At 45.7% G+C, this 18,343-nt stretch carries 18 protein-coding genes; 12 read left to right on the top strand and 6 right to left on the bottom strand.

The genetic code is table 11. The features are described 5' to 3' along the window. The first annotated feature begins 120 nt into the window (after positions 1 to 120). Complete coding sequence (locus VL525_RS04580; protein ID WP_325383832.1) at positions 121 to 2,502, top strand: ABC transporter permease; 2,382 nt, start codon at positions 121 to 123, stop codon at positions 2,500 to 2,502. A 124-nt stretch (positions 2,503 to 2,626) separates the two neighbouring features. Here the strand turns inward: VL525_RS04580 and VL525_RS04575 are convergent, their stop codons facing one another. Continuing rightward, positions 2,627 to 3,367, bottom strand: a complete 741-nt coding sequence (locus VL525_RS04575; protein WP_325383830.1) for an ADP-ribosyltransferase domain-containing protein — start codon at positions 3,365 to 3,367, stop codon at positions 2,627 to 2,629. A gap of 223 nt (positions 3,368 to 3,590) precedes the next feature. Between VL525_RS04575 and VL525_RS04570 the strand changes: the two genes are divergently transcribed. Together VL525_RS04570 and VL525_RS04565 are read left to right on the top strand one after the other, a co-directional pair. Then, positions 3,591 to 4,199: a hypothetical protein gene (locus tag VL525_RS04570; protein WP_325383828.1), complete on the top strand. Its 609-nt coding sequence runs from the start codon at positions 3,591 to 3,593 to the stop codon at positions 4,197 to 4,199. Beyond that, a complete protein-coding gene (locus VL525_RS04565) occupies positions 4,196 to 4,642 on the top strand; it encodes a hypothetical protein (protein WP_325383826.1) in 447 nt (148 codons plus the stop codon). The genes VL525_RS04570 and VL525_RS04565 overlap by 4 nt, the downstream gene beginning before the upstream one ends. 647 nt (positions 4,643 to 5,289) lie before the next feature. Here VL525_RS04565 and VL525_RS04560 read toward each other — a convergent pair. Beyond that, positions 5,290 to 6,516, bottom strand: a complete 1,227-nt coding sequence (locus VL525_RS04560; protein WP_325383824.1) for a multidrug effflux MFS transporter — start codon at positions 6,514 to 6,516, stop codon at positions 5,290 to 5,292. Positions 6,517 to 6,641: 125 nt separating this feature from the next. Between VL525_RS04560 and VL525_RS04555 the strand changes: the two genes are divergently transcribed. Continuing rightward, positions 6,642 to 6,998, top strand: coding sequence for a nuclear transport factor 2 family protein (locus tag VL525_RS04555; protein ID WP_325383822.1), 357 nt, complete (start codon positions 6,642 to 6,644; stop codon positions 6,996 to 6,998). Between the two features lie 38 nt (positions 6,999 to 7,036). On the opposite strand, the gene VL525_RS04550 is transcribed toward VL525_RS04555, so the two are convergent. Then, positions 7,037 to 7,414, bottom strand: a complete 378-nt coding sequence (locus VL525_RS04550; RefSeq protein WP_325383820.1) for a VOC family protein — start codon at positions 7,412 to 7,414, stop codon at positions 7,037 to 7,039. A gap of 208 nt (positions 7,415 to 7,622) precedes the next feature. Here VL525_RS04550 and VL525_RS04545 point away from each other — a divergent pair, with 208 nt between their 5' ends. The 3 genes from VL525_RS04545 to VL525_RS04535 all read left to right on the top strand — a co-directional run bounded on the left by VL525_RS04545 (position 7,623) and on the right by VL525_RS04535 (position 10,794). Continuing rightward, positions 7,623 to 8,939 (top strand): gluconate:H+ symporter, encoded by a 1,317-nt coding sequence (locus tag VL525_RS04545; RefSeq protein WP_325383818.1) that lies wholly within the window; start codon positions 7,623 to 7,625, stop codon positions 8,937 to 8,939. A 94-nt stretch (positions 8,940 to 9,033) separates the two neighbouring features. After that, positions 9,034 to 9,990: a phosphogluconate dehydrogenase (NAD(+)-dependent, decarboxylating) gene (gene gnd / locus VL525_RS04540; protein WP_325383816.1), complete on the top strand. Its 957-nt coding sequence runs from the start codon at positions 9,034 to 9,036 to the stop codon at positions 9,988 to 9,990. 42 nt (positions 9,991 to 10,032) lie between these two features. Next, positions 10,033 to 10,794, top strand: coding sequence for a TlpA disulfide reductase family protein (locus tag VL525_RS04535; protein ID WP_325383814.1), 762 nt, complete (start codon positions 10,033 to 10,035; stop codon positions 10,792 to 10,794). Here the strand turns inward: VL525_RS04535 and VL525_RS04530 are convergent. After that, positions 10,778 to 11,143: a response regulator gene (locus tag VL525_RS04530; RefSeq protein WP_325383812.1), complete on the bottom strand. Its 366-nt coding sequence runs from the start codon at positions 11,141 to 11,143 to the stop codon at positions 10,778 to 10,780. The genes VL525_RS04535 and VL525_RS04530 overlap by 17 nt on opposite strands. 172 nt (positions 11,144 to 11,315) lie before the next feature. Here VL525_RS04530 and VL525_RS04525 point away from each other — a divergent pair, with 172 nt between their 5' ends. Then, positions 11,316 to 12,869, top strand: coding sequence for a M20/M25/M40 family metallo-hydrolase (locus tag VL525_RS04525; RefSeq protein ID WP_325383810.1), 1,554 nt, complete (start codon positions 11,316 to 11,318; stop codon positions 12,867 to 12,869). Here the strand turns inward: VL525_RS04525 and VL525_RS04520 are convergent. Beyond that, positions 12,864 to 13,352 (bottom strand): DinB family protein, encoded by a 489-nt coding sequence (locus VL525_RS04520; protein WP_325383808.1) that lies wholly within the window; start codon positions 13,350 to 13,352, stop codon positions 12,864 to 12,866. The two genes, VL525_RS04525 and VL525_RS04520, sit on opposite strands and share 6 nt — an antisense overlap. Before the next feature lie 119 nt (positions 13,353 to 13,471). Here VL525_RS04520 and VL525_RS04515 point away from each other — a divergent pair, with 119 nt between their 5' ends. From VL525_RS04515 to VL525_RS04505, 3 genes are read left to right on the top strand one after another with little or no spacing between them, the layout of a single operon-like run. Continuing rightward, positions 13,472 to 13,882 (top strand): Dabb family protein, encoded by a 411-nt coding sequence (locus VL525_RS04515; protein WP_325383805.1) that lies wholly within the window; start codon positions 13,472 to 13,474, stop codon positions 13,880 to 13,882. A 43-nt stretch (positions 13,883 to 13,925) separates the two neighbouring features. Next, the gene (locus tag VL525_RS04510) at positions 13,926 to 15,482 is read left to right on the top strand and encodes an alpha-L-fucosidase (RefSeq protein WP_325383803.1); all 1,557 of its coding nucleotides are present in this window, start codon (positions 13,926 to 13,928) and stop codon (positions 15,480 to 15,482) included. A gap of 1 nt (position 15,483) precedes the next feature. Next, positions 15,484 to 16,497, top strand: a complete 1,014-nt coding sequence (locus tag VL525_RS04505) for a zinc-binding alcohol dehydrogenase family protein (RefSeq protein WP_325383801.1) — start codon at positions 15,484 to 15,486, stop codon at positions 16,495 to 16,497. Here VL525_RS04505 and VL525_RS04500 read toward each other — a convergent pair whose 3' ends face one another. Beyond that, positions 16,498 to 17,523, bottom strand: a complete 1,026-nt coding sequence (locus tag VL525_RS04500; RefSeq protein ID WP_325383799.1) for a sterol desaturase family protein — start codon at positions 17,521 to 17,523, stop codon at positions 16,498 to 16,500. Positions 17,524 to 17,845: 322 nt separating this feature from the next. Between VL525_RS04500 and VL525_RS04495 the strand changes: the two genes are divergently transcribed. After that, positions 17,846 to 18,343 (top strand): hypothetical protein, encoded by a 498-nt coding sequence (locus VL525_RS04495; protein WP_325383797.1) that lies wholly within the window; start codon positions 17,846 to 17,848, stop codon positions 18,341 to 18,343.

Genomic DNA, 18,343 nt, shown 5'->3' with positions numbered 1-18,343 from the left:
CAATAGTGAAGGGGCAATTATTGTTGTAAATTCTTTTTAAATTGCCCATAATGCAATAAGATGCCCCCCGGGGAAGTTTCATTATTGCTATTGACAACTTATTATCTTAATCAGGACCACATGCTCCGGAATTACTTAACAGTCGCCTGGCGCAACCTTATCAGGAACAAGGTTATGTCGTTAATTAATATCGGTGGTCTTGCGGTTGGCATGGCGGTAGTAATGCTGATCGGTTTGTGGATATTGAATGAAGTATCATTTGATAAGTATCACAGTAATTACCGCCATATAGCCCGGGTAATGCAAAATGTGACCATTAATGGCGAAGTGAAAACCTCGTTCCATGCCCCTTATCCTTTGGCGGCCGAGCTACGCAAAAACTATGGCAGCGATCTTAAGGCTGTAGCAATGGCAACACTGCCGAGAGATTACATACTGGGTTTAAACGACAAAAAGCTGAACGAGCAGGGCGTATTTATGGAAGCCGGCGGACCAGACCTGTTTACACTAAATATGCTCAAGGGCAGGCGCGATGCTATAAAGGACCCATCGTCTGTACTCATATCCGCGTCGACAGCTAAGGCATTTTTTGGAAATAAGGATCCCATGTCTGGAGTGCTGAAGCTGAACAACCAGGGTAACCTGAAAGTTGCCGGCGTGTATGCTGATCTCCCTGAAAATACCACGCTTGCGGGTCTGGCTTTTATTGGTTGCTGGGACCGCTATGCGGCAGATTACAGGCTGAGCGGAATGCGTGATCCATGGGGGAACGGCATTGTTAATTTATATATTCAATTAGCTGATAATGCCGACCTTGAGAAAGTGTCTTTAAAAATCAGGGATGAACAGCTGCGGCATTTAAAACCGGTTTCAGCCAAAGCCAAACCGGCGCTGTTCCTGCAGCCCATGAGTAAATGGCATTTGTACAGCGAGTTTAAGGATGGGAAAAACACCGGTGGCGCAATACAATATGTATGGCTTTTTGGCATTATAGGCGCATTTGTGCTGCTGCTGGCCTGTATTAATTTTATGAACTTAAGTACAGCCCGGTCTGAGAAACGCGCGCGCGAAGCAGGTATCCGCAAGGCAATAGGTTCATCACGCGGCCAATTGATATACCAGTTTTACGGTGAATCGTTGCTGTACGTATTGCTGGCATTCCTGGCCTCATTGCTATTCGTTCAGTTAAGTATTTCAGCCTTCGGCCAGCTGGCCGGTAAGCAGGTAGCCATTCCCTGGAACAGCACCGCGTTTTGGCTTGCGGGAATTGGCCTCAGTTTCATCACCGCTATTATCACCGGCAGCTATCCGGCACTTTACCTGTCATCATTTAAACCTGTAAAGGTATTAAAGGGCGCGTTCCGGGTAGGGCGGCTGGCCTCGGTCCAGCGCAAAGTACTGGTAGTAGTCCAGTTTACAGTTTCTATTGTGCTCATCATCGGCACCGTTGTAGTTATCCGGCAGATAATTTTCGCAAAAGACCGCCCCATAGGCTACAGCCAGGACAGATTGGTTACCATACCCGTACGAACCATTGAACTACACCAACATTTTGATGCGATAAAACAGGCCCTTAAAAGTAACGGCACAATAACTGAAATGGCCGAAGCAGATGCTCCGCCTAACAAAGTTGCCGGTACTACCGACGGTATCGCATGGCCCGGAAAAGACCCTAACCTGGATGTAAATTTCAGCCAGGAGGATATTTCATACGATTATGGCAAAACCATTGGCTGGGAATTTAGCGCAGGACGCGACTTCTCGCGATCATTCCCTTCCGATTCGTCGGCGGTGATCATCAACCAGGCGGCGGCTGATTTTATGACCATGAAGAACCCGGCAGGAAATTACATAACCTTTTATGGTCAGCAGTTCAGGATCATCGGCGTAACCAAAAACATCATTAACCGTTCGCCTTATGACCAGGTACAACCCATGGTTTATTTTTTGGCGAAATGGGCGGGAGGCTCCTTACTGCTAAAGATCAGCCCGAAAATGAGCGCCGGTAAAGCTATTAGTAACATCGCTTCGGTGTTAAAAACAGAGAACCCGGAACAGCCATTTGAATACCACTTTGTTGACCAGGAATATGCTAAAGAATTCGATAATGAACAGCGCATAGGTAAGCTGGCTACTGTTTTCGCCGGCCTGGCAATATTTATCAGCTGCCTGGGGCTGTTTGGTATGGCTTCATTTATGGCCGAACAGCGTGTTAAAGAAATAGGTGTGCGCAAGGTGCTTGGCGCTTCCGTGTTCGCCCTGTGGCAACTGCTATCCAAAGACTTTGCCATACTGGTGTTTTTGTCAATAATTATAGCCTCGCCTGTAGCTTATTATTTTATGCACAACTGGCTGCATAACTATCCGTATCACACCGATGTCGCCTGGTGGATATTTATCGTTACAGCTATTGGCGCCATGCTGATCACATTACTAACGGTAAGCTTCCAGGCCATAAAAGCAGCGCTGGCAAACCCGGTTAAGAGTTTAAGGGCGGAGTGAGGGATTGTTTTAGGCGAAAGGATAAAGGTAAAAGGCGAAAGGTTTTTCCGCAGCCGGTATCCATTGCTGTCCCTGGCACGGGAACTTTTGAAAATATACGCGACAGTTTACCAAGCGGATGGACTTAGTATGAATCCAATGCTTTTAATTCTATCAGCGTGTAATCAGATTCCTGCCTTAAGTTGTCGATTCGGAATGCACAGGAAACGGGGTATAAAACTTCAGCTTCCTCTGGAAAAATAGATAAGGCTGAAATATCTCTCGGGTATCCTTTGTCATTCAGCCCCATGAAATGTTCCTGATTCGTTATTTCAAAAATCACGTTACCACCGAAACATCTTGTGATATCTTTTGACGCGGATACAAACGGCGCCCAAATGAACATTTCGCCGACTTTATATTGGGCTATGTCTTCACTGGAAAGCACCGTGCCCCGGTAGGCTTTTCCTTCAAAATGAGGCAATTTTCTAATACAGGAATTCAATTGTAAAATCCAAGGGGCTAAGGGTTCGTCATATTCGTTATTCTCCGCAGATGCGTCGAAATCATGGAAGGCATGACAAGCTCTAAGAATATCGTTAACAGTTTTATAAAGATCGCTCTCATCAGTGTACTGATATATTATAAGGCTGTTCAATTCATCTTCTGTAGCGCATTTTTCAATTTGTTTTCCTTTAAAATTAAAACCGCTCTTCGATAGCGCTTCAGCTATAAGTTGGCGAAGTTTTTCGAAATGCTCTCGTATATGATAAGTGGGTGGTTCACCATTGACGCGTCTGACGAGGCTATGATAATGCTCTAACCAATGCAGATAAGGATGGCGTTCGAGGCAATTATGCAGAATAATCGGTTCCTCCAGATGCATATTCAAATAGGTCGAATACGTCAACCTTTGCGCGATGATAGATGTATTAAACCGATCCCTCATATGTTTTCCAAAGAAATTATTCTATTTTCGAGGACTTCTGTCTAAATAAGTAATGAAAAGTGTGTGTTATTTATATTATGAAGATTTAAGACGCTTAAAGATAGCCATTTAACATTATTGACGTATATTTATAAGTTAATAATTAAGTAAACCTACTCCGTTGCGTTGGACTTTTATAAAAGCTTTATTGCATAACCAAGTGATTAAAATATCTTACTTGGTTGTGATTGGGTTACCGATTTTTATCGAGATCGCGCAGGGACTCAAATTAGTTCCTTCTATAACTGGTAGCGTTTATGATATTTTTTTCTCGGGAATATTATTATTGATTTTGGTTTTGCTTTATGGTGTATTTGCGCCAGAAGAAATCAGACATTATGAAAACATTCATGACTATATCACTAAAAACCATGCTGAATTGCTAATTGCCTACCCTGACATGAAAAAGCAAATAGTTATGGCACATTTGGATGACGTACAGGAAACGGTTAAAGGTAAGATTATCGATTTTGACAGAAAAATAAGACAAGAATTAAATTTACTAGCCAAGAAATCACTTGAGTTATCCTTAGATGCATTGTTAACTCCTCTGTATCCGGGTTGTATTAACAGGTATCTACAAAAAAAATGGGATAAGGCAAATCGTAGCAAAAACTGGGTTGCGTTAGCGATATGCCTAGCTATAGCTGCAATTGCTGCTGCATTGGCAATTTGGGTTTTTTATTTACGGATCAAAATTGTTATAGATTATAAAACTTTAAATCAATGATACTTGTTCCAAGATTGACCGCTGATGCGTTGACCTTAAATGCCTATTCTTATCAAGACCGGGAGATCAATATTGTCACTGCTTATTTATCACAAGAGAATTTTCAATTTACGAGTAATTCTATTCCAAAGGACGGCGATGACAGAAAGGGCATTGAATTTACTATGCTGGGATTAACCCAAATTCTTCGGCTAGAAATGTTACTAGAACTAAAGTTTCAAAACAAATCAGATAACAAAACATCTATTAGTTTTATACAAGGGAATGGTGGTAGTAATCCCTACTGCTGCATTCGTTTAAAACATATGCCTTGGGAAAAGGGATGCAAAGATATTACTGCCCCGGACGATAACGCAGCGTTTATCAAATGCTCACTGCTTGCAAGTGAAGAGAACTGGTTTGGGGCAGATAGCAAAGCAGGAACTTGTAAAGGGAAAGTGTAACGGAGGTTACAGAAAACAATACAATTCCCAATCTGGCGCCAGAATGAAGGGCCGGCAAAGAGCGCGGAAGCTTCCCATGACTTTCCCTAATTTTTTTCATCATCAAAAACCAATTTTCCCCCCACACACAGAAAGTTTAGGCCACCAAAACCAGTACCCCCCCATCGACTATGATCTATGAACCATCAACTGAAAGGTCAGCGTGCAGTTAAGCTGCCTTAGTGTATCCATTTTCAGAAAAACTATTTTCACTTACTTCGATTTTTTACCGTTGTGGTAACAAGAAATGATTCGACCCTGGCGAGGAAACAGCCTTGTGTTGGCTTTTCTTGCCTTTTTAAGCTCTTTTTGGCTTTTTTCGGATTTTCGCGTGAAAAACAGGTTGAAAAATGGGTCTGCCGTGAACGCTTTAACCTGTTGATTTACAAATAAATACCAGAATAGTGTTCACGGAAATGTTAAAAATGGGGCACTTTTTGGGATCTGCAATTTGTCAATAAACTGATAATGAAATACTTATAACAGGATTAGTTTGACAAGCGGCGGTGGCGTGAACACTTAGTGTATTTGGGGGATTGGGCATTAGGAATTAGGCATTGGGGATTGGTCATTGGGCATTTGGGTGAGTTGGCGGGCGTACAACCAAGTTAATGACCGGCGGCGACGGTGTCCGGGGTTGTTTCAACCTGTTGCACGATATTTCTTCGCCCGGTAAATAAGATAAGCGCTGCGACGGTAGCTGAAACAGCCATAATAGCCGCCAATGGCACAGCCGATCTGCCGCTGAACAGGCCCATCGCCGATGATGATAACGCCCCAAGGCCCAATTGCATAGCACCCAATAAGGCAGAGGCCACCCCGGCGTTGCGCGGAAAGGGGGCCATGGAAAGCGCTGAGGTGTTGGGGTTGGTGAGGCCGACAAAAAACAGGACCATAAACACCATTGCGATGGTGCCGCCCATCCCAAGCCAGCCGTTAAGGGCACCTACCAGGAAAACTGCGGCAAATACGATCTGCCCGATGGCCGATACTGCTACGATCTGCTCGCTTTTGTAGCGTTTCAGTAACCGGGTGTTAACCTGTCCTGCGCCAATGAAGCCCACGGCTATGCCGGCAAATACCCAGCCGAATTCCTTTTTACCCAAACCGAATACGTCCATAAATACTAGTGGCGAACCTGCAACGTACGAAAACAGGGCACAGAAAGCCACCGAGCCGGAAATGGCATAGGTGTAAAACTGCGGGTTTCGGATGACGGTTAAAAAACTGGTGACGATTGGTCCGGGCTTTAGGGAGTATGATTTATCGGGCTTATAACTTTCAGGAAGAAAGAAAAAGGACGCCAGCAGAACGATAACGGATATAACCAGCAGCACCACAAAAACCGATTGCCAGCCGAATGCCAGCGAAAGATAACTGCCCGCAGTCGGCGCCAGTAATGGCGATGCACCCAACACCACGAACAATAAGGCGTAAACTTTGGCAATATCCTTTACCGGGAAAAGATCGCGTACCATTGCTATACACGCCACCTGCGCGGCACAGCCGCCTAAAGCCTGGAATAAGCGGGTTGTGATCAGTATTTCGACCGATGAGGACAGGTAACAGCCAACAGACGCTATGATATACAGGCACAGCCCGAAATACAATGGCACCTTACGCCCGAACCTATCCATCAGCGGTCCGTAGATAAGTTGCCCGAAGGCCAGCCCGATAAAATAGCTGGATAAGGAAAGCTCGACACGCGCACTGGTACTATGCAGCGATTTGGCAATATCTCCGAATGCAGGCAGGTACATATCGATAGAAAACGGGCTGAGGGCGATCAGCATACCCAGGATCAGTACCAGGAAGATGTAGCGTTTTTTTGTCATGCGTCCCAAAAATCGTTTTTTGCCGCTGATTAGCACTATACAAGCTTATAAATTTTGTAGATATTCTGTCAGTTTTTCAGGCATCATTACAGGTACATTTACTATTTTCACGCCAAACAAAATTTATGATCACCCGGGAACAGGCGCTGGCCTTTGCACAGGAATGGATAGAAGCGTGGAACGCCCACGATCTTTCGAGGGTTTTATCGCACTACGAAGATGATTTTGAAATGAGCAGCCCCGTGATGATCCAACTTGGCGAAAGTGAAACAGGTACCTTAAAGGGTAAGGATAAAGTTGGCGCCTATTGGAAAAACGCCCTGGTTAAATACCCCAACCTGCATTTTAAGCTGGTCGAGGTTCTTTCGAGTGTCGATAGCGTCGTAATTTATTACCACACCATTAATAACAAGCTGAGTGCGGAGTTTTTTATGTTCAATGAAAAGGGTAAGGTTTATAAGGCGATAGGGCATTATAATTAATGCTTTAGGCTATTGCACCCTACCCTGCTCATCAATATTTACTCCGCAGCCGGCTCCCAAAGTTCGATCTTATTTCCTTCCGGATCGAGGATATGGACGAACTTACCATATTCAGAATCCTGTATCTCGTCAACTATAGCAACACCATCTTTCTTTAGCTGTTCTACCAGGCTTGTTAGATCTTCTACCCTGTAATTGATCATAAAATCTTTGGCTGAAGGCTCGAAGTATTTTGTATCCGCCGGAAATGTGCTCCACGCGGTCGAACCCTGAACATCGCTATCCAGTTCGCGCCATTCAAAGTTAACACCCCACCCTTTATTGTCTAAACCCAAGTTTTGGGTGTACCAGGCGTTCATCGCTTTCGGATCATTGCATTTAAAGAATATGCCGCCGATACCGGTTACTTTTTTCATACAGGTTGTTTTACGTTTACTGAACACAAAACTAATAAACAATTGCAGGCATCAACTCATACTTTCGGGTGATTTTGCAAATCTGAATCGGTTTAATGACCAAACAACTTCTTTCTTTTGTGAAATAAAGGAAAATGAGATAATTATTTTGTTTTTTTGGAATACCCGGCAATAACCAATTTTTAACGGCTAACCCAATCAATCGCAAATGGCGCTACTTACTATCCTGTTCTGTATCATCCTGCTCGTCCTGCTGGTTAGCTGGGCCAAAGTAAATCCGTTCCTCGCATTTATCATTGTTTCCGTCATTGCAGGGCTTTTATTAGGTATCCCGGTAGATAAGATCACGGCCTCGGTACAAACCGGGCTTGGTAAAACCCTTGGCGACATTACCATTATTATTATTCTCGGCGCTATGGTGGGCAAGCTGGTGGCCATCAGCGGCGCAGCGCAGAAGATCGCCAATATGCTCGTTAACCTGTTCGGGGTAAAATATATACAATGGGCACTGGTTGTGGTAGGTTTTATAGTGGGTATTCCCCTATTTTACAACACAGGTTTTGTGCTGATGGTGCCGCTGATCTTCTCGGTAGTATATAAATACAAATTACCTGCTGTTTATATCGGGCTGCCTATGCTGGCCGCTTTATCGGTTACCCACGGGTTTTTACCGCCTCACCCCTCGCCTACGGCGCTTGTAGGAATGTTCCATGCCAATATGGGCACTACGCTCATGTACGGGCTTATGCTTGCAGTGCCGGCCATTGTGCTGGCCGGACCAGTATTTGCGCGAACTTTAAAGAATATGCCTTCCACCCCCCTGGAAACTTTCCGCGCCGAAGAACTGCCTGAGGATAAATTACCCGGCGGCTTTAACAGCTTTTTTACCGCGCTGCTGCCCGTTATCCTGCTAATGGCAAGCGCGATCTACCTCAACAACGATCACGCTACGGGTGCTTTTCATAAGTTTATCGCATTTATTGGCGATGCACCTGTGGTAATGCTCATTTCCATCATTACCGCTACATTTACGCTGGGTACCATGCAGGGCCGCAGTATGAAAGATGTGGGAGTGTTATATGTCGACGCTATAAAAGACATCGCTCCTATCCTGCTCATCATTGGCGGCTCCGGAATATTTAAAGAGGTGCTGGTTGATAGCGGCGTTAATAATGTCATTACGCAATCCATGCAAAATTTGCACCTGCAGCCCTTGCTTTTGGGTTGGCTGCTGGCGGCTATTATCCGCATAAGCCTTGGTTCGGCAACTGTGGCCGGCCTCACGGCTGCAGGTATTATGTCGACGATGGTATTGCACGACCCAAGTATCAATCCGAACCTGATGGTATTGTCCATCGGCGCAGGCAGCCTCGCGTTCTCTCACGTTAACGATGGCGGGTTCTGGATGTTCAAGGAATATTTCAATCTTTCGATAAAAGACACTATTAAATCCTGGTCGGTAATGGAATCTATCGTTTCAGTCGTGGGGATTATTGGTGTGTTGATCCTGAATCAGTTCGTGTGATTTTTTTGACCATGGCCTATGACCGATAGTCCATAGGTATGCATATCTTTGAAACAAAACTATGGTCTATTGACCATTTGCCACTCAGAATACTATGGAAAACAAAACATACGGCATCATCGGCCTCGGAAAAATGGGACTGAACCTTGCGCTTAATGCATCAGAAAAAGGCTACAAGATCATCGGTTACGATATGCACACCCCGGCGGGAATAACACAGGAAAACCTGGTATTTGCCGACAGTCTGCAGGCGCTTATCCATCAACTGCCAACACCGCGAAAAATATTCATTTACATCCCGGCCGGCAAAGCGGTAGATACGGTTATGGATGAAGTTACCCCGCTGCTGGATAAAGGCGACATTATCATTGATGGCGGTAATTCTTATTGGGGCGACAGTATTCGACGTGCTGAAAAACTTAAAGAACAAGGTATTTACCTGATCGATTGCGGTACCAGCGGCGGCACAAGCGGCGCCCGAAACGGGGCCTGTTTTATGATCGGCGGCGAAAAAGAAGCAGTCAGTCAAATAGAAGGCCTGCTGAAAGACCTGGCGGTGCCGAACGGCTATACCCATTGCGGCGCGCCGGGTTCGGGGCACTTCGTTAAACTGGTACATAACGGCATCGAATTTGGTATGCTGCAGGCTATAGGCGAAGGCATGGACCTGCTGGAACATTACCGCGAAAAACTAAACATCAGCGAAATATTATATACCTGGAACCACGGTTCGGTGGTACGCAGCTGGCTGGTGGAACTTATGAAAAAGCTGTATGATGAAAAGCAGGGTTTCAACGTGCCATCATATGTGGAAGACACCGGCGAAGTAAACTGGCTGGTAAGCGACGCCATGCGCATGGAAGTTTCGATACCGGTTATCTCGCAATCTGTTATGCAGCTCATCGCTTCGCGCGATAAGGATCATACTTCGCCTAAAGCTATCGCTATGATGCGTAATGGTTTTGGCGGCCACCCCTTCGGTACCGATGCAGGCATTGAGCACGAAAGGCATTTTGGCCGCGTAGGCGGCTACGAGGAAGAGAAAAAGTAATGTGCGGATTCAGATGTGCAGCTATTTTGATATGAGTTTGATATGAGAAATTTATTTTTTACTTTTTTTCTGTTGACTGCACTGTTTTGCAGCGGTCAGGCTTCAAAACCGGGCAAACCCATTGAACAACCTGCTGATATCCTGAAAAACATGGACAGCTTTGTGTATTACCTTGGCGATTATGTGAATTTTTATGAGGACTATATTGCCTATGATGATCATTCAAATATTATCAGCAAAGAACGGTCTTACCAACTGATGCTGACCAAAAAGTATATCCCCCTCAGGCTCATTTCAACCGATGGCAATCCCTATTACCAATTGTATAGACTTAGCCCTGCGCAGGAAAAGAATTATAACGTGGCCGGCTGGGTAGCCGAAGCCTACGATTCATTTAAGCGTGAAGGCAAAAAACTACCAGCCTATAATTTTACCGATCTAATGGGTAATGTTTACAGCCCGGCCAATACCCGGGGTAAAATAATGGTGTTAAAAACATGGTTTGTTGCCTGTTCTACCTGTGAAACGCAGCGTCCGGCGTTTAATCAATTGGTAAAACAGTACAAAAATCGTAAGGATATCCTTTTTGTAAGCCTGGTGAATGATAGTGCGACTAAAGTTGTGCCTTTTCTGAAAACCAAAAAAATGGATTACATGGTGGTTCCGGGGCAGGAGGATTACAATAGCAAAAAGTTGAATGTACTGGGCTATCCAACCTATTATATTGTTAACCGTAATGGCGTTATTGCACGGGTGGTAAACAACCCCGAAAATGTAGATTATGTACTTAAGAAGCTAAATTAAGATTGGTCCTAACCGTAGTGATGAAATCGGCCAGGTCAAATGGCTTAGCGATATAGGCATCGGCGCCTGATTCTTCCTTAACGGCCTTAATATCCCTGTTAGCCGACATGAGGACCACCGAAGTCTGCTTCAGGTCGTCGTTGCCCTTAATGTACTTGCAGATATCCTTGCCGTGATAACCTTGCAGGTTCAGGTCCAGCAGCACAAGATCGGCTTTACTATCGTTTACTTTTTTCTCGAAACCCGGATACTCGCTGATGCTCGCCACCTCATATCCTTCGTCCTCAAGTATGAGAGTTGCTATATCGATAATATCTTTTTCATCCTCGATGATCAGGATCTTCTTCATTGCGTTTAGTTTAGCTAAGCCTTGTACGGCACTGATAATAAGAAAGTTTCGATAATGGTGTCGAATATACACAAAGGTTGTAAATTTCCAATTTATTTGTTCCGGGTTACATATTTTTCAGAAAAACTGTATTATTTTTAAACTGATATATACTCAACTTAAAACCCCTGACATGAAACCCTTTAAACTCCTGGCCGCCCTCGCAATTTTACTCACTGCCAATGCTTATGCACAGCAGGAATCAATTGATACAACCGCTTTCCGGCAGATACGAAATGCCGAGATGAGCAACTCACATATCCCGTGGATAGCACATAATATCACCGATGTTTCCGGGCCCCGGCTTACCAATTCGCCGGGCTTTTTCCGCGCAGCCAACTGGGCGGCTGAAACTATGAAGAAATGGGGCATGGCCAACGCCGGGCTTGAAGCATGGGGTGAATACGGGAAAGGGTATGAAACAACTGAATTCAGTATTTCGATGAGCGCCCCGTACAGGCAAATGATGACCGGTTATGCCATACCTTACAGCGCCAATACCAACGGCGAAATACACGGGCAGGTATATCAAACGGGGTTTTTCAGCCTCTTCGATCCGACCTTCGTTGACAAGCATAAAGCCGAGTTGAGCGGCAAGATAGTAATGATAAGCAGCCAGGCGAAACGCAAAAGCGATTTCAAGCCTTATGCAACCCGTTACGTTGATAGTAACCTGGTGAACATGAAAGACTTCTACATGGTATCGCGCAAGGAGATTGAAACTGATGTTAAATACCTTACCCTGCTTTCACAGGCGATGGATAAGATGAAAGATGCGGGAGTTTTAGCTGTAGTACTGGTCGACAACAGCAACCGCGATGGTACCGTAGCGGTACAGAGTTTCGGAGGACAGAAAACAACCGATCATGAAAGTGTGCCGATGGCCGAGATCTGCGCTGAAGATGGGCTAAAGATCAGCCGGCTGATGGCTTCGGGGCACCCGGTTGAACTGACCATGAATCTGAAGGGCAAATTTTATACGGACAACCTGCAAGGCCATAATGTGATAGCAGAAATACCCGGCACCGATCCTAAATTAAAAGCACAGGTAGTGATGTTGGGCGGTCACCTCGATTCGTGGAACGCCGGAACCGGCGCCACCGACAACGGTGCAGGATGTATCGTGATGATGGAAGCCGTCCGCTTGCTCGATTCGTTGCACCTTCGCCCTAAACGCACTATACGCATCGCCCTGTGGGATGGCGAAGAACAGGGATTATATGGTTCGTATAATTATGTCAAAAATCATTTTGGCAATGCCGAGACCGGCGTTTTTAAACCCGAACAGGCGAAAGTATCCGCTTACTTTAATCTCGATAACGGCACGGGCAAAATAAGGGGCATTTATGCGCAGGGCAACACAGCAGTGAAACCCATATTTGAAGAATGGTTCAAGCCTTTTTATGACCTTGATGCTAAAACTGTAACTCTCGCTAACACAGGCTCAACAGACCATCAATCGTTCGACTGGGTGGGCATACCTGGCTTCCAGTTTATACAGGACCCGCTGGATTATGAGGAGAAAACGCATCATACCAACATGGACACTTACGATTTCCTGCAGATAGACGACCTGAAACAGGCAGCCATCATTGTTGCGTCGTTCGTATACCAGGCCGCTAACCGGGCCGATATGCTGCCACGCAAACCGGTCGTTAAGGAAAAATTCGTGTTCGACGGTCTATGATCTGGGGGACAGGTAATTCAGTTGCCCCAGGTGTGTGCTCAGGTGATTAGTGCGGTTGATAATAATATTCAGTTTATTGCGGTGAGGCTCTTTTGCAAAATCCTCCTCCGATACTGAATTGTGCCGGTTGAACCATTCATCAGGCTGCGTGGCGTTAATATGCTGTTCCAGCGTTTCGCTTACCTTTTTCCAGCATTCGCGCAAGTGTGATACCGGTGGTTTTGGAAGGCCCGATTTATCAGGATTATGAATAAACACTTCATCCAGATCGGGGTAAAGCCTCTCGCCAAAACCTAATATCGTGAACATACCATCGTGCACGGCGGCCATATGGCCGAGCAAATAAACGCCTGTATTGCGGCCCGGGGCTGTTTCCGTTGCCAGTTCGTCGTCGCTTAGTTTATCGAATAGCGCGCTTAGCCGCCCGTTTTGTGTTTGCCAGTTGGATAGTACCATTTTGATGAATACCGCAGAATTTTCCATAATTTGATCTTTAAAGGTTACGGCTCAAATATCATTGTCAGCGTTTAAAAGTATCAACATGCCTGTGTAAACTTTTCGCCAATAAATTTTTCATTACTTTTAAACTTCAGGACAACAACATGAAAACCTCGGACAGGCGTAAATTTATAGCAACAGCGGCAACCGTTGTTGCCGGCACCGCAGTAGCCACGGCTTTGCCATTGAGCTCTGCTGAAAGTAAATATCCATTGATACACCATGTATTTTTCTGGCTGAAGAACCCATCGTCAAAAGAGGACCTGGACAAACTGATAGCTGGTGTTAAGACTCTTGCCAAGATCGAAACCGTGCGCGAGTTACGTGTGGGTGTTGTCGCCAAAACTGAAAAACGCGATGTGGTTGATCAAAGCTGGGCCGTATCTGAACACATGCAATTCAGCGACCTTGCAGGCCAGTTGGTTTATCAAACCCACCCGGTGCACTTGGAATTCATCAAAAATTGCAGCCACCTGTGGGAAAAAGTGGTGGTGTACGATGCGATGGATGTTTGACATTTATATTTAAAATATTTTTTATTCATTTAACTTGCTACCAATGAAAATATCCAGGAGAAAAGCCGTTCAAGCGATTGCAGTCGCTATACCGGCACTTAAATTTATGCCGGGCTATGCTTTCGGACAAACCGCACCTAACATACAGGGCGGCCCTTTTACCGGCACACGCGAATCGTTAAAAAGCTATGTGATACCCGAATGGTTCCGCGATGCGAAGTTTGGAATATGGGCGCATTGGGGGCCGCAGTCGGCTATCGAGGCCGGCGATTGGTATGCCCGTAATATGTATATGGAAGGCAGCCACCAATACAAGCACTTTGTGAGCAATTACGGGCACCAATCGAAGATCGGCTATAAGGATACGATCCCGAAATGGAAGGCCGAAAAATTTGATGCCGATCACCTTATAGGGCTATACAAAAAGGCTGGCGCCAAATATTTCATGTCGATGGGTGTGCACCACGACAATTTCGACCTTTGGAACTCAAAACATAATCATTGGAACGCAGTAAAAATGGGGCCCGGCATCGACATCGTCGGCGAGTTTAAAAAAGCCACCCAAAAACATGGTCTTAAATTTGGAATCAGCGACCACCTGTGGATAAGCCCAAACTGGTTTTCCACCAGCAAGGGCGCGGATAAAGACGGCCCTTATGCGGGTATGAAATACGACGGGGCAAACCCGCAATTCGCAAGTCTTTATGGCAATTCGCCAAAAGTTTATACAGATCTGCCCTGGAATGAGGACGGTATCCCCGAAAGCTGGAAAAAGCACTGGTTTTTACGTATCAAAGACCTGGTTGACCAATACCAACCCGACCTGCTTTATTGCGACGGGGCCATACCTTTTGAAGAGCATGGTTTAAGTATGCTGGCCCACCTTTATAATCAGAGCGCGGCAAAAAATGGCGGTGTTGCGCAATCAGTCTATACAAGCAAAAGGGCCGAAGATTCGCAGGTAGGCACCTGTGTTTACGATGTGGAGCGGGGCGTGGTCGATTCGATCTGGCCACGGCCATGGCAAACCGACACGTGCATTGGCGACTGGCATTACAACCGGGAAACCGTAGGCCATTACAAATCGTCTAAAACGGTTGTGGATATGCTGGTGGATATTGTAAGCCGCAACGGCAACCTGATGCTGAACTTTCCGCTGCCTGCAAGCGGCATGCTGGATAACGATGAATTAATTACCCTGGACGGCATAACAAAATGGATGGCGGTAAACAGCGAAGCGATTTACGCCACCCGGCCGTGGAAGATATATGGCATAAGCCCGCCGGCCGTAGTGCCAACAGGAACATCATTTAACGAAAGCAAACGGCAGGACCTAACTTTCAATGATATTCGTTTTACTACCAAAGGCAAAACCCTGTATACCTTTTTTATGGGCTGGCCGCAAAGCGGGCAGGTGCTGATAAAGCCCCTGGCTGAAAATAATGCACAGCGTACCGGAAAGATCGAAAACATAGAACTATTGGGGCACGGCAAGGTTGAATTTAGCAGGGATAATGAAGGCCTTAAAGTGAATTTACCATCGCAAAAGCCTTGTGAGCATGCTTATGCTTTAAAGCTTTCGGGTATTGATCTGACTTAACATGAACACGCTTGTTTGTACGCAACCGGGAAATTTTGAATACCGGGCCGCGCCGGAACCCGTTTTAACGCCGGGCAATACCGTTATCAAAATAAAACGTATCGGCATTTGCGGCACCGACCTGCACGCTTTTGAAGGCACACAGCCTTATTTTGAATATCCCCGCATTTTGGGGCATGAACTGGCGGCAGAGATTGTTGATACCGATGCCGCGCCGGGTTTCGGGCGCGGAGAAGCAGTAACCATCATTCCCTATTTTAATTGCGGCAACTGTATTGCCTGCCGCTCGGATAAACCCAATTGCTGCGTGAGTTTGAAAGTTTGCGGAGTGCATATTGATGGTGGCATGGCCGAATATTTATCTGTGCCTTCCTACTCGCTTGTACATAGCAACGGATTGACCTTTGACGAGCTGGCTTTGGTCGAGCCACTGGCGATAGGTGCTCATGGCATCAGGCGGGCCGGCGTGACACCAGGGGAGTTTGCTTTGGTCATTGGTGCGGGCCCTATCGGCCTGGGAGCCATGGAATTTGCCCGCATAGCAGGTGCGAATGTGATCGCGATGGATATCAATACATCACGTTTAGCCTTTTGTAAAGACAGGTTAAAGATCGGCCATACGGTAAATGCACTTTCAGAAGATGTTATGGAACAGATCAGGGACATCACCCACGGCGATATGCCAACAGTAGTGATCGATGCCACAGGCAGTCAAAAAGCTATCAACAACGCTTTTCAATACCTTGCTCATGGGGGCAGGTATGTTTTGATAGGGCTGCAAAAAGGAGAGATCAGTTTCAGTCATCCCGAATTTCATAAACGCGAAGGTACCTTAATGAGCAGCCGGAATGCTACACGTGCTGATTTTGAACTGGTGATGCTGGCCCTAAAAGATAAGCAGATCGACCCGCTCACTTATATAACTCATCGCGTAACGTTCGACCAGGTAAAAGGTGAATTTCCGAGCTGGCTTAAACCTGAAAACGGTGTTATTAAGGCAATGGTGGAGACGTGATCAGGCAGGTTCAACAGCTTCGGTTTTGCTTTCGGCTTGCTGTCCCTGTTCCTCGAAATATTTCCTTCTTACCAGGTGCGCCATTTTATGGTCGCCGGTATGGCTCCAGCCGGGAGGCATAATGATGTACAGGAATTTATTTTTTATTCCCGGGGCCTTAACTACATCCCTGCCCAGAGCCACCAGTTCGCCAAAATAAGCGTCGAGGAAGCTATTTTTCTTCATGGGGCGGGTTATGCCGTATTCGATGGGCATGTCACGGTATTCGGGCTGATAGGTACCAAATACGCGGTCCCATATATTTAACAGGTTACAATAGTTTGTATCCATATAGGCAGGATTGCGTGCATGATGTACGCGGTGGAACGACGGTGTGAGCACTATTCTGCCTAAAAAGCCAAAACGGGCATCTTTTACCAGGTTTTCGCCGATATGGATAAAGGCGCCCCAAAAACCGTCGATAAACATGATCACGAATAGCATGGCCGGGTTAACGCCGAGCAGGATGCAAATGGTAGTGCGTATCACATCGGCATATGGCGCTTCCAGAAAGAAATGCGCGTAAGTTACCGACAGATTCATAGATTCCGGCGCATGGTGGGTTGAGTGCAGGCACCAAAGAACACGCACTTTATGCGCCAGGAAATGATAAACGAAATGCGCCAGTTCCCAAATTATATAGCCGTAAATAAACCAATACCAGGTAAAAGTAGTTTTAAAAACGGCATACCTGGCAAACCAGCCTATGCACAGCGCCACCATGGCAAAAGATATCACCCTGCCGATAAAAGCATTCAGCACGTAAGTAAAAAAAGAAATTTTGTAATGGATAACCTTAAATCGCTTGTAGAAGGCGCCCCTGATGATCTCTATCAGCAAAATAAAGGGTATTAGCGGACCCAGCGTAGCAGTGATACCATGCCAGGTGAGCAACTCTTCGTATTTGCCCGTCCGCAATATGCCTACCAGGTCGCCAAGGCCCCAGAAGCCCGTAAAATTATCCCAGATCGCTTTCAAAAACTCCATAATATTTAACTGATCATTGCGAATGTACAATTTGTATAAAATTTAATGGCCCGTATTGAGGATTTTTATACACAATACCTTCGCTGCTCCTCATAAAAAAGTTACCAGATATTGAGCTAAAAATTACCAGCCTACAGGTTGTTATCAACTAATCAGACAATATCATAATTGCAGATTAATTACATTATTTCGCATCTTAAAAATATAACCATAGGTTAAATAAAAATATATAACCCGTTCTATTTCAGTTAGTTAATTTTTTTAATAGATTTGGTATACCGTTTGCCACATACGTTCTATTAACTCCTAAACTTAATTGACTATGAAGCGACTACTTTTACTGACCAGCACTATATTCCTGTTTGCAGCGGTTGCCAGCGCACAGACAAATAAAGCCGACCGCGCCATTAACAAAGCTAACAATTCCGTTAACAGCGCTACAAATAGTGTGAACAACGCCAGCGCCACCGGGACAAATGCCGTAGGTGCCGCCGCCAACGCGGCAACGCAGACCAAGGCTCTCGCCGACCAGGTGAGCAACCTTTTCGGGGGAAAAAAGAAATCTGAAAGCGCCATCGTGATCAAAGTTCCCGGCGCCGACCGCGGCAAGCTAAAACAACTGTGCGCTGCCCTAAAGGAATGCCCGGGAGTTGATGCCCGGGGTCTTGATTACGACGACGGTCAGCAAACCATTACCCTTGACCGGTATAAAGGCAAACTGAATGATCTTCTGGACGACCTGGAAAAGAAAACCCCGATGGTAACCGATAATAACGTTCACACATCCAAATCGGATAATACCATAACTATTAATTTATAA

It is taken from the genome of Mucilaginibacter sp. (genome assembly GCF_035492695.1).
Taxonomy (GTDB): domain Bacteria; phylum Bacteroidota; class Bacteroidia; order Sphingobacteriales; family Sphingobacteriaceae; genus Mucilaginibacter.
The sequence above is the reverse complement of the archived record's forward strand: the minus strand, read 5'-3'. Positions and strand labels throughout refer to the sequence as shown.

Excerpts from the sequence above, each read along its gene's own strand:
- VL525_RS04515 (WP_325383805.1), top strand. The coding sequence starts at position 13,472 with ATGAAAACCTCGGACAGGCGTAAATTTATAGCAACAGCGGCAACCGTT.
- VL525_RS04505 (WP_325383801.1), top strand. The coding sequence starts at position 15,484 with ATGAACACGCTTGTTTGTACGCAACCGGGAAATTTTGAATACCGGGCC.
- VL525_RS04545 (WP_325383818.1), top strand. The coding sequence starts at position 7,623 with ATGGCGCTACTTACTATCCTGTTCTGTATCATCCTGCTCGTCCTGCTG.
- VL525_RS04510 (WP_325383803.1), top strand. The coding sequence starts at position 13,926 with ATGAAAATATCCAGGAGAAAAGCCGTTCAAGCGATTGCAGTCGCTATA.
- VL525_RS04550 (WP_325383820.1), bottom strand. The coding sequence starts at position 7,414 with ATGAAAAAAGTAACCGGTATCGGCGGCATATTCTTTAAATGCAATGAT.
- gnd (WP_325383816.1), top strand. The coding sequence starts at position 9,034 with ATGGAAAACAAAACATACGGCATCATCGGCCTCGGAAAAATGGGACTG.
- VL525_RS04530 (WP_325383812.1), bottom strand. The coding sequence starts at position 11,143 with ATGAAGAAGATCCTGATCATCGAGGATGAAAAAGATATTATCGATATA.
- VL525_RS04500 (WP_325383799.1), bottom strand. The coding sequence starts at position 17,523 with ATGGAGTTTTTGAAAGCGATCTGGGATAATTTTACGGGCTTCTGGGGC.
- VL525_RS04575 (WP_325383830.1), bottom strand. The coding sequence starts at position 3,367 with ATGCATCTGGAGGAACCGATTATTCTGCATAATTGCCTCGAACGCCAT.
- VL525_RS04565 (WP_325383826.1), top strand. The coding sequence starts at position 4,196 with ATGATACTTGTTCCAAGATTGACCGCTGATGCGTTGACCTTAAATGCC.
- VL525_RS04580 (WP_325383832.1), top strand. The coding sequence starts at position 121 with ATGCTCCGGAATTACTTAACAGTCGCCTGGCGCAACCTTATCAGGAAC.
- VL525_RS04520 (WP_325383808.1), bottom strand. The coding sequence starts at position 13,352 with ATGGAAAATTCTGCGGTATTCATCAAAATGGTACTATCCAACTGGCAA.
- VL525_RS04495 (WP_325383797.1), top strand. The coding sequence starts at position 17,846 with ATGAAGCGACTACTTTTACTGACCAGCACTATATTCCTGTTTGCAGCG.
- VL525_RS04555 (WP_325383822.1), top strand. The coding sequence starts at position 6,642 with ATGATCACCCGGGAACAGGCGCTGGCCTTTGCACAGGAATGGATAGAA.
- VL525_RS04525 (WP_325383810.1), top strand. The coding sequence starts at position 11,316 with ATGAAACCCTTTAAACTCCTGGCCGCCCTCGCAATTTTACTCACTGCC.
- VL525_RS04560 (WP_325383824.1), bottom strand. The coding sequence starts at position 6,516 with ATGACAAAAAAACGCTACATCTTCCTGGTACTGATCCTGGGTATGCTG.
- VL525_RS04535 (WP_325383814.1), top strand. The coding sequence starts at position 10,033 with ATGAGAAATTTATTTTTTACTTTTTTTCTGTTGACTGCACTGTTTTGC.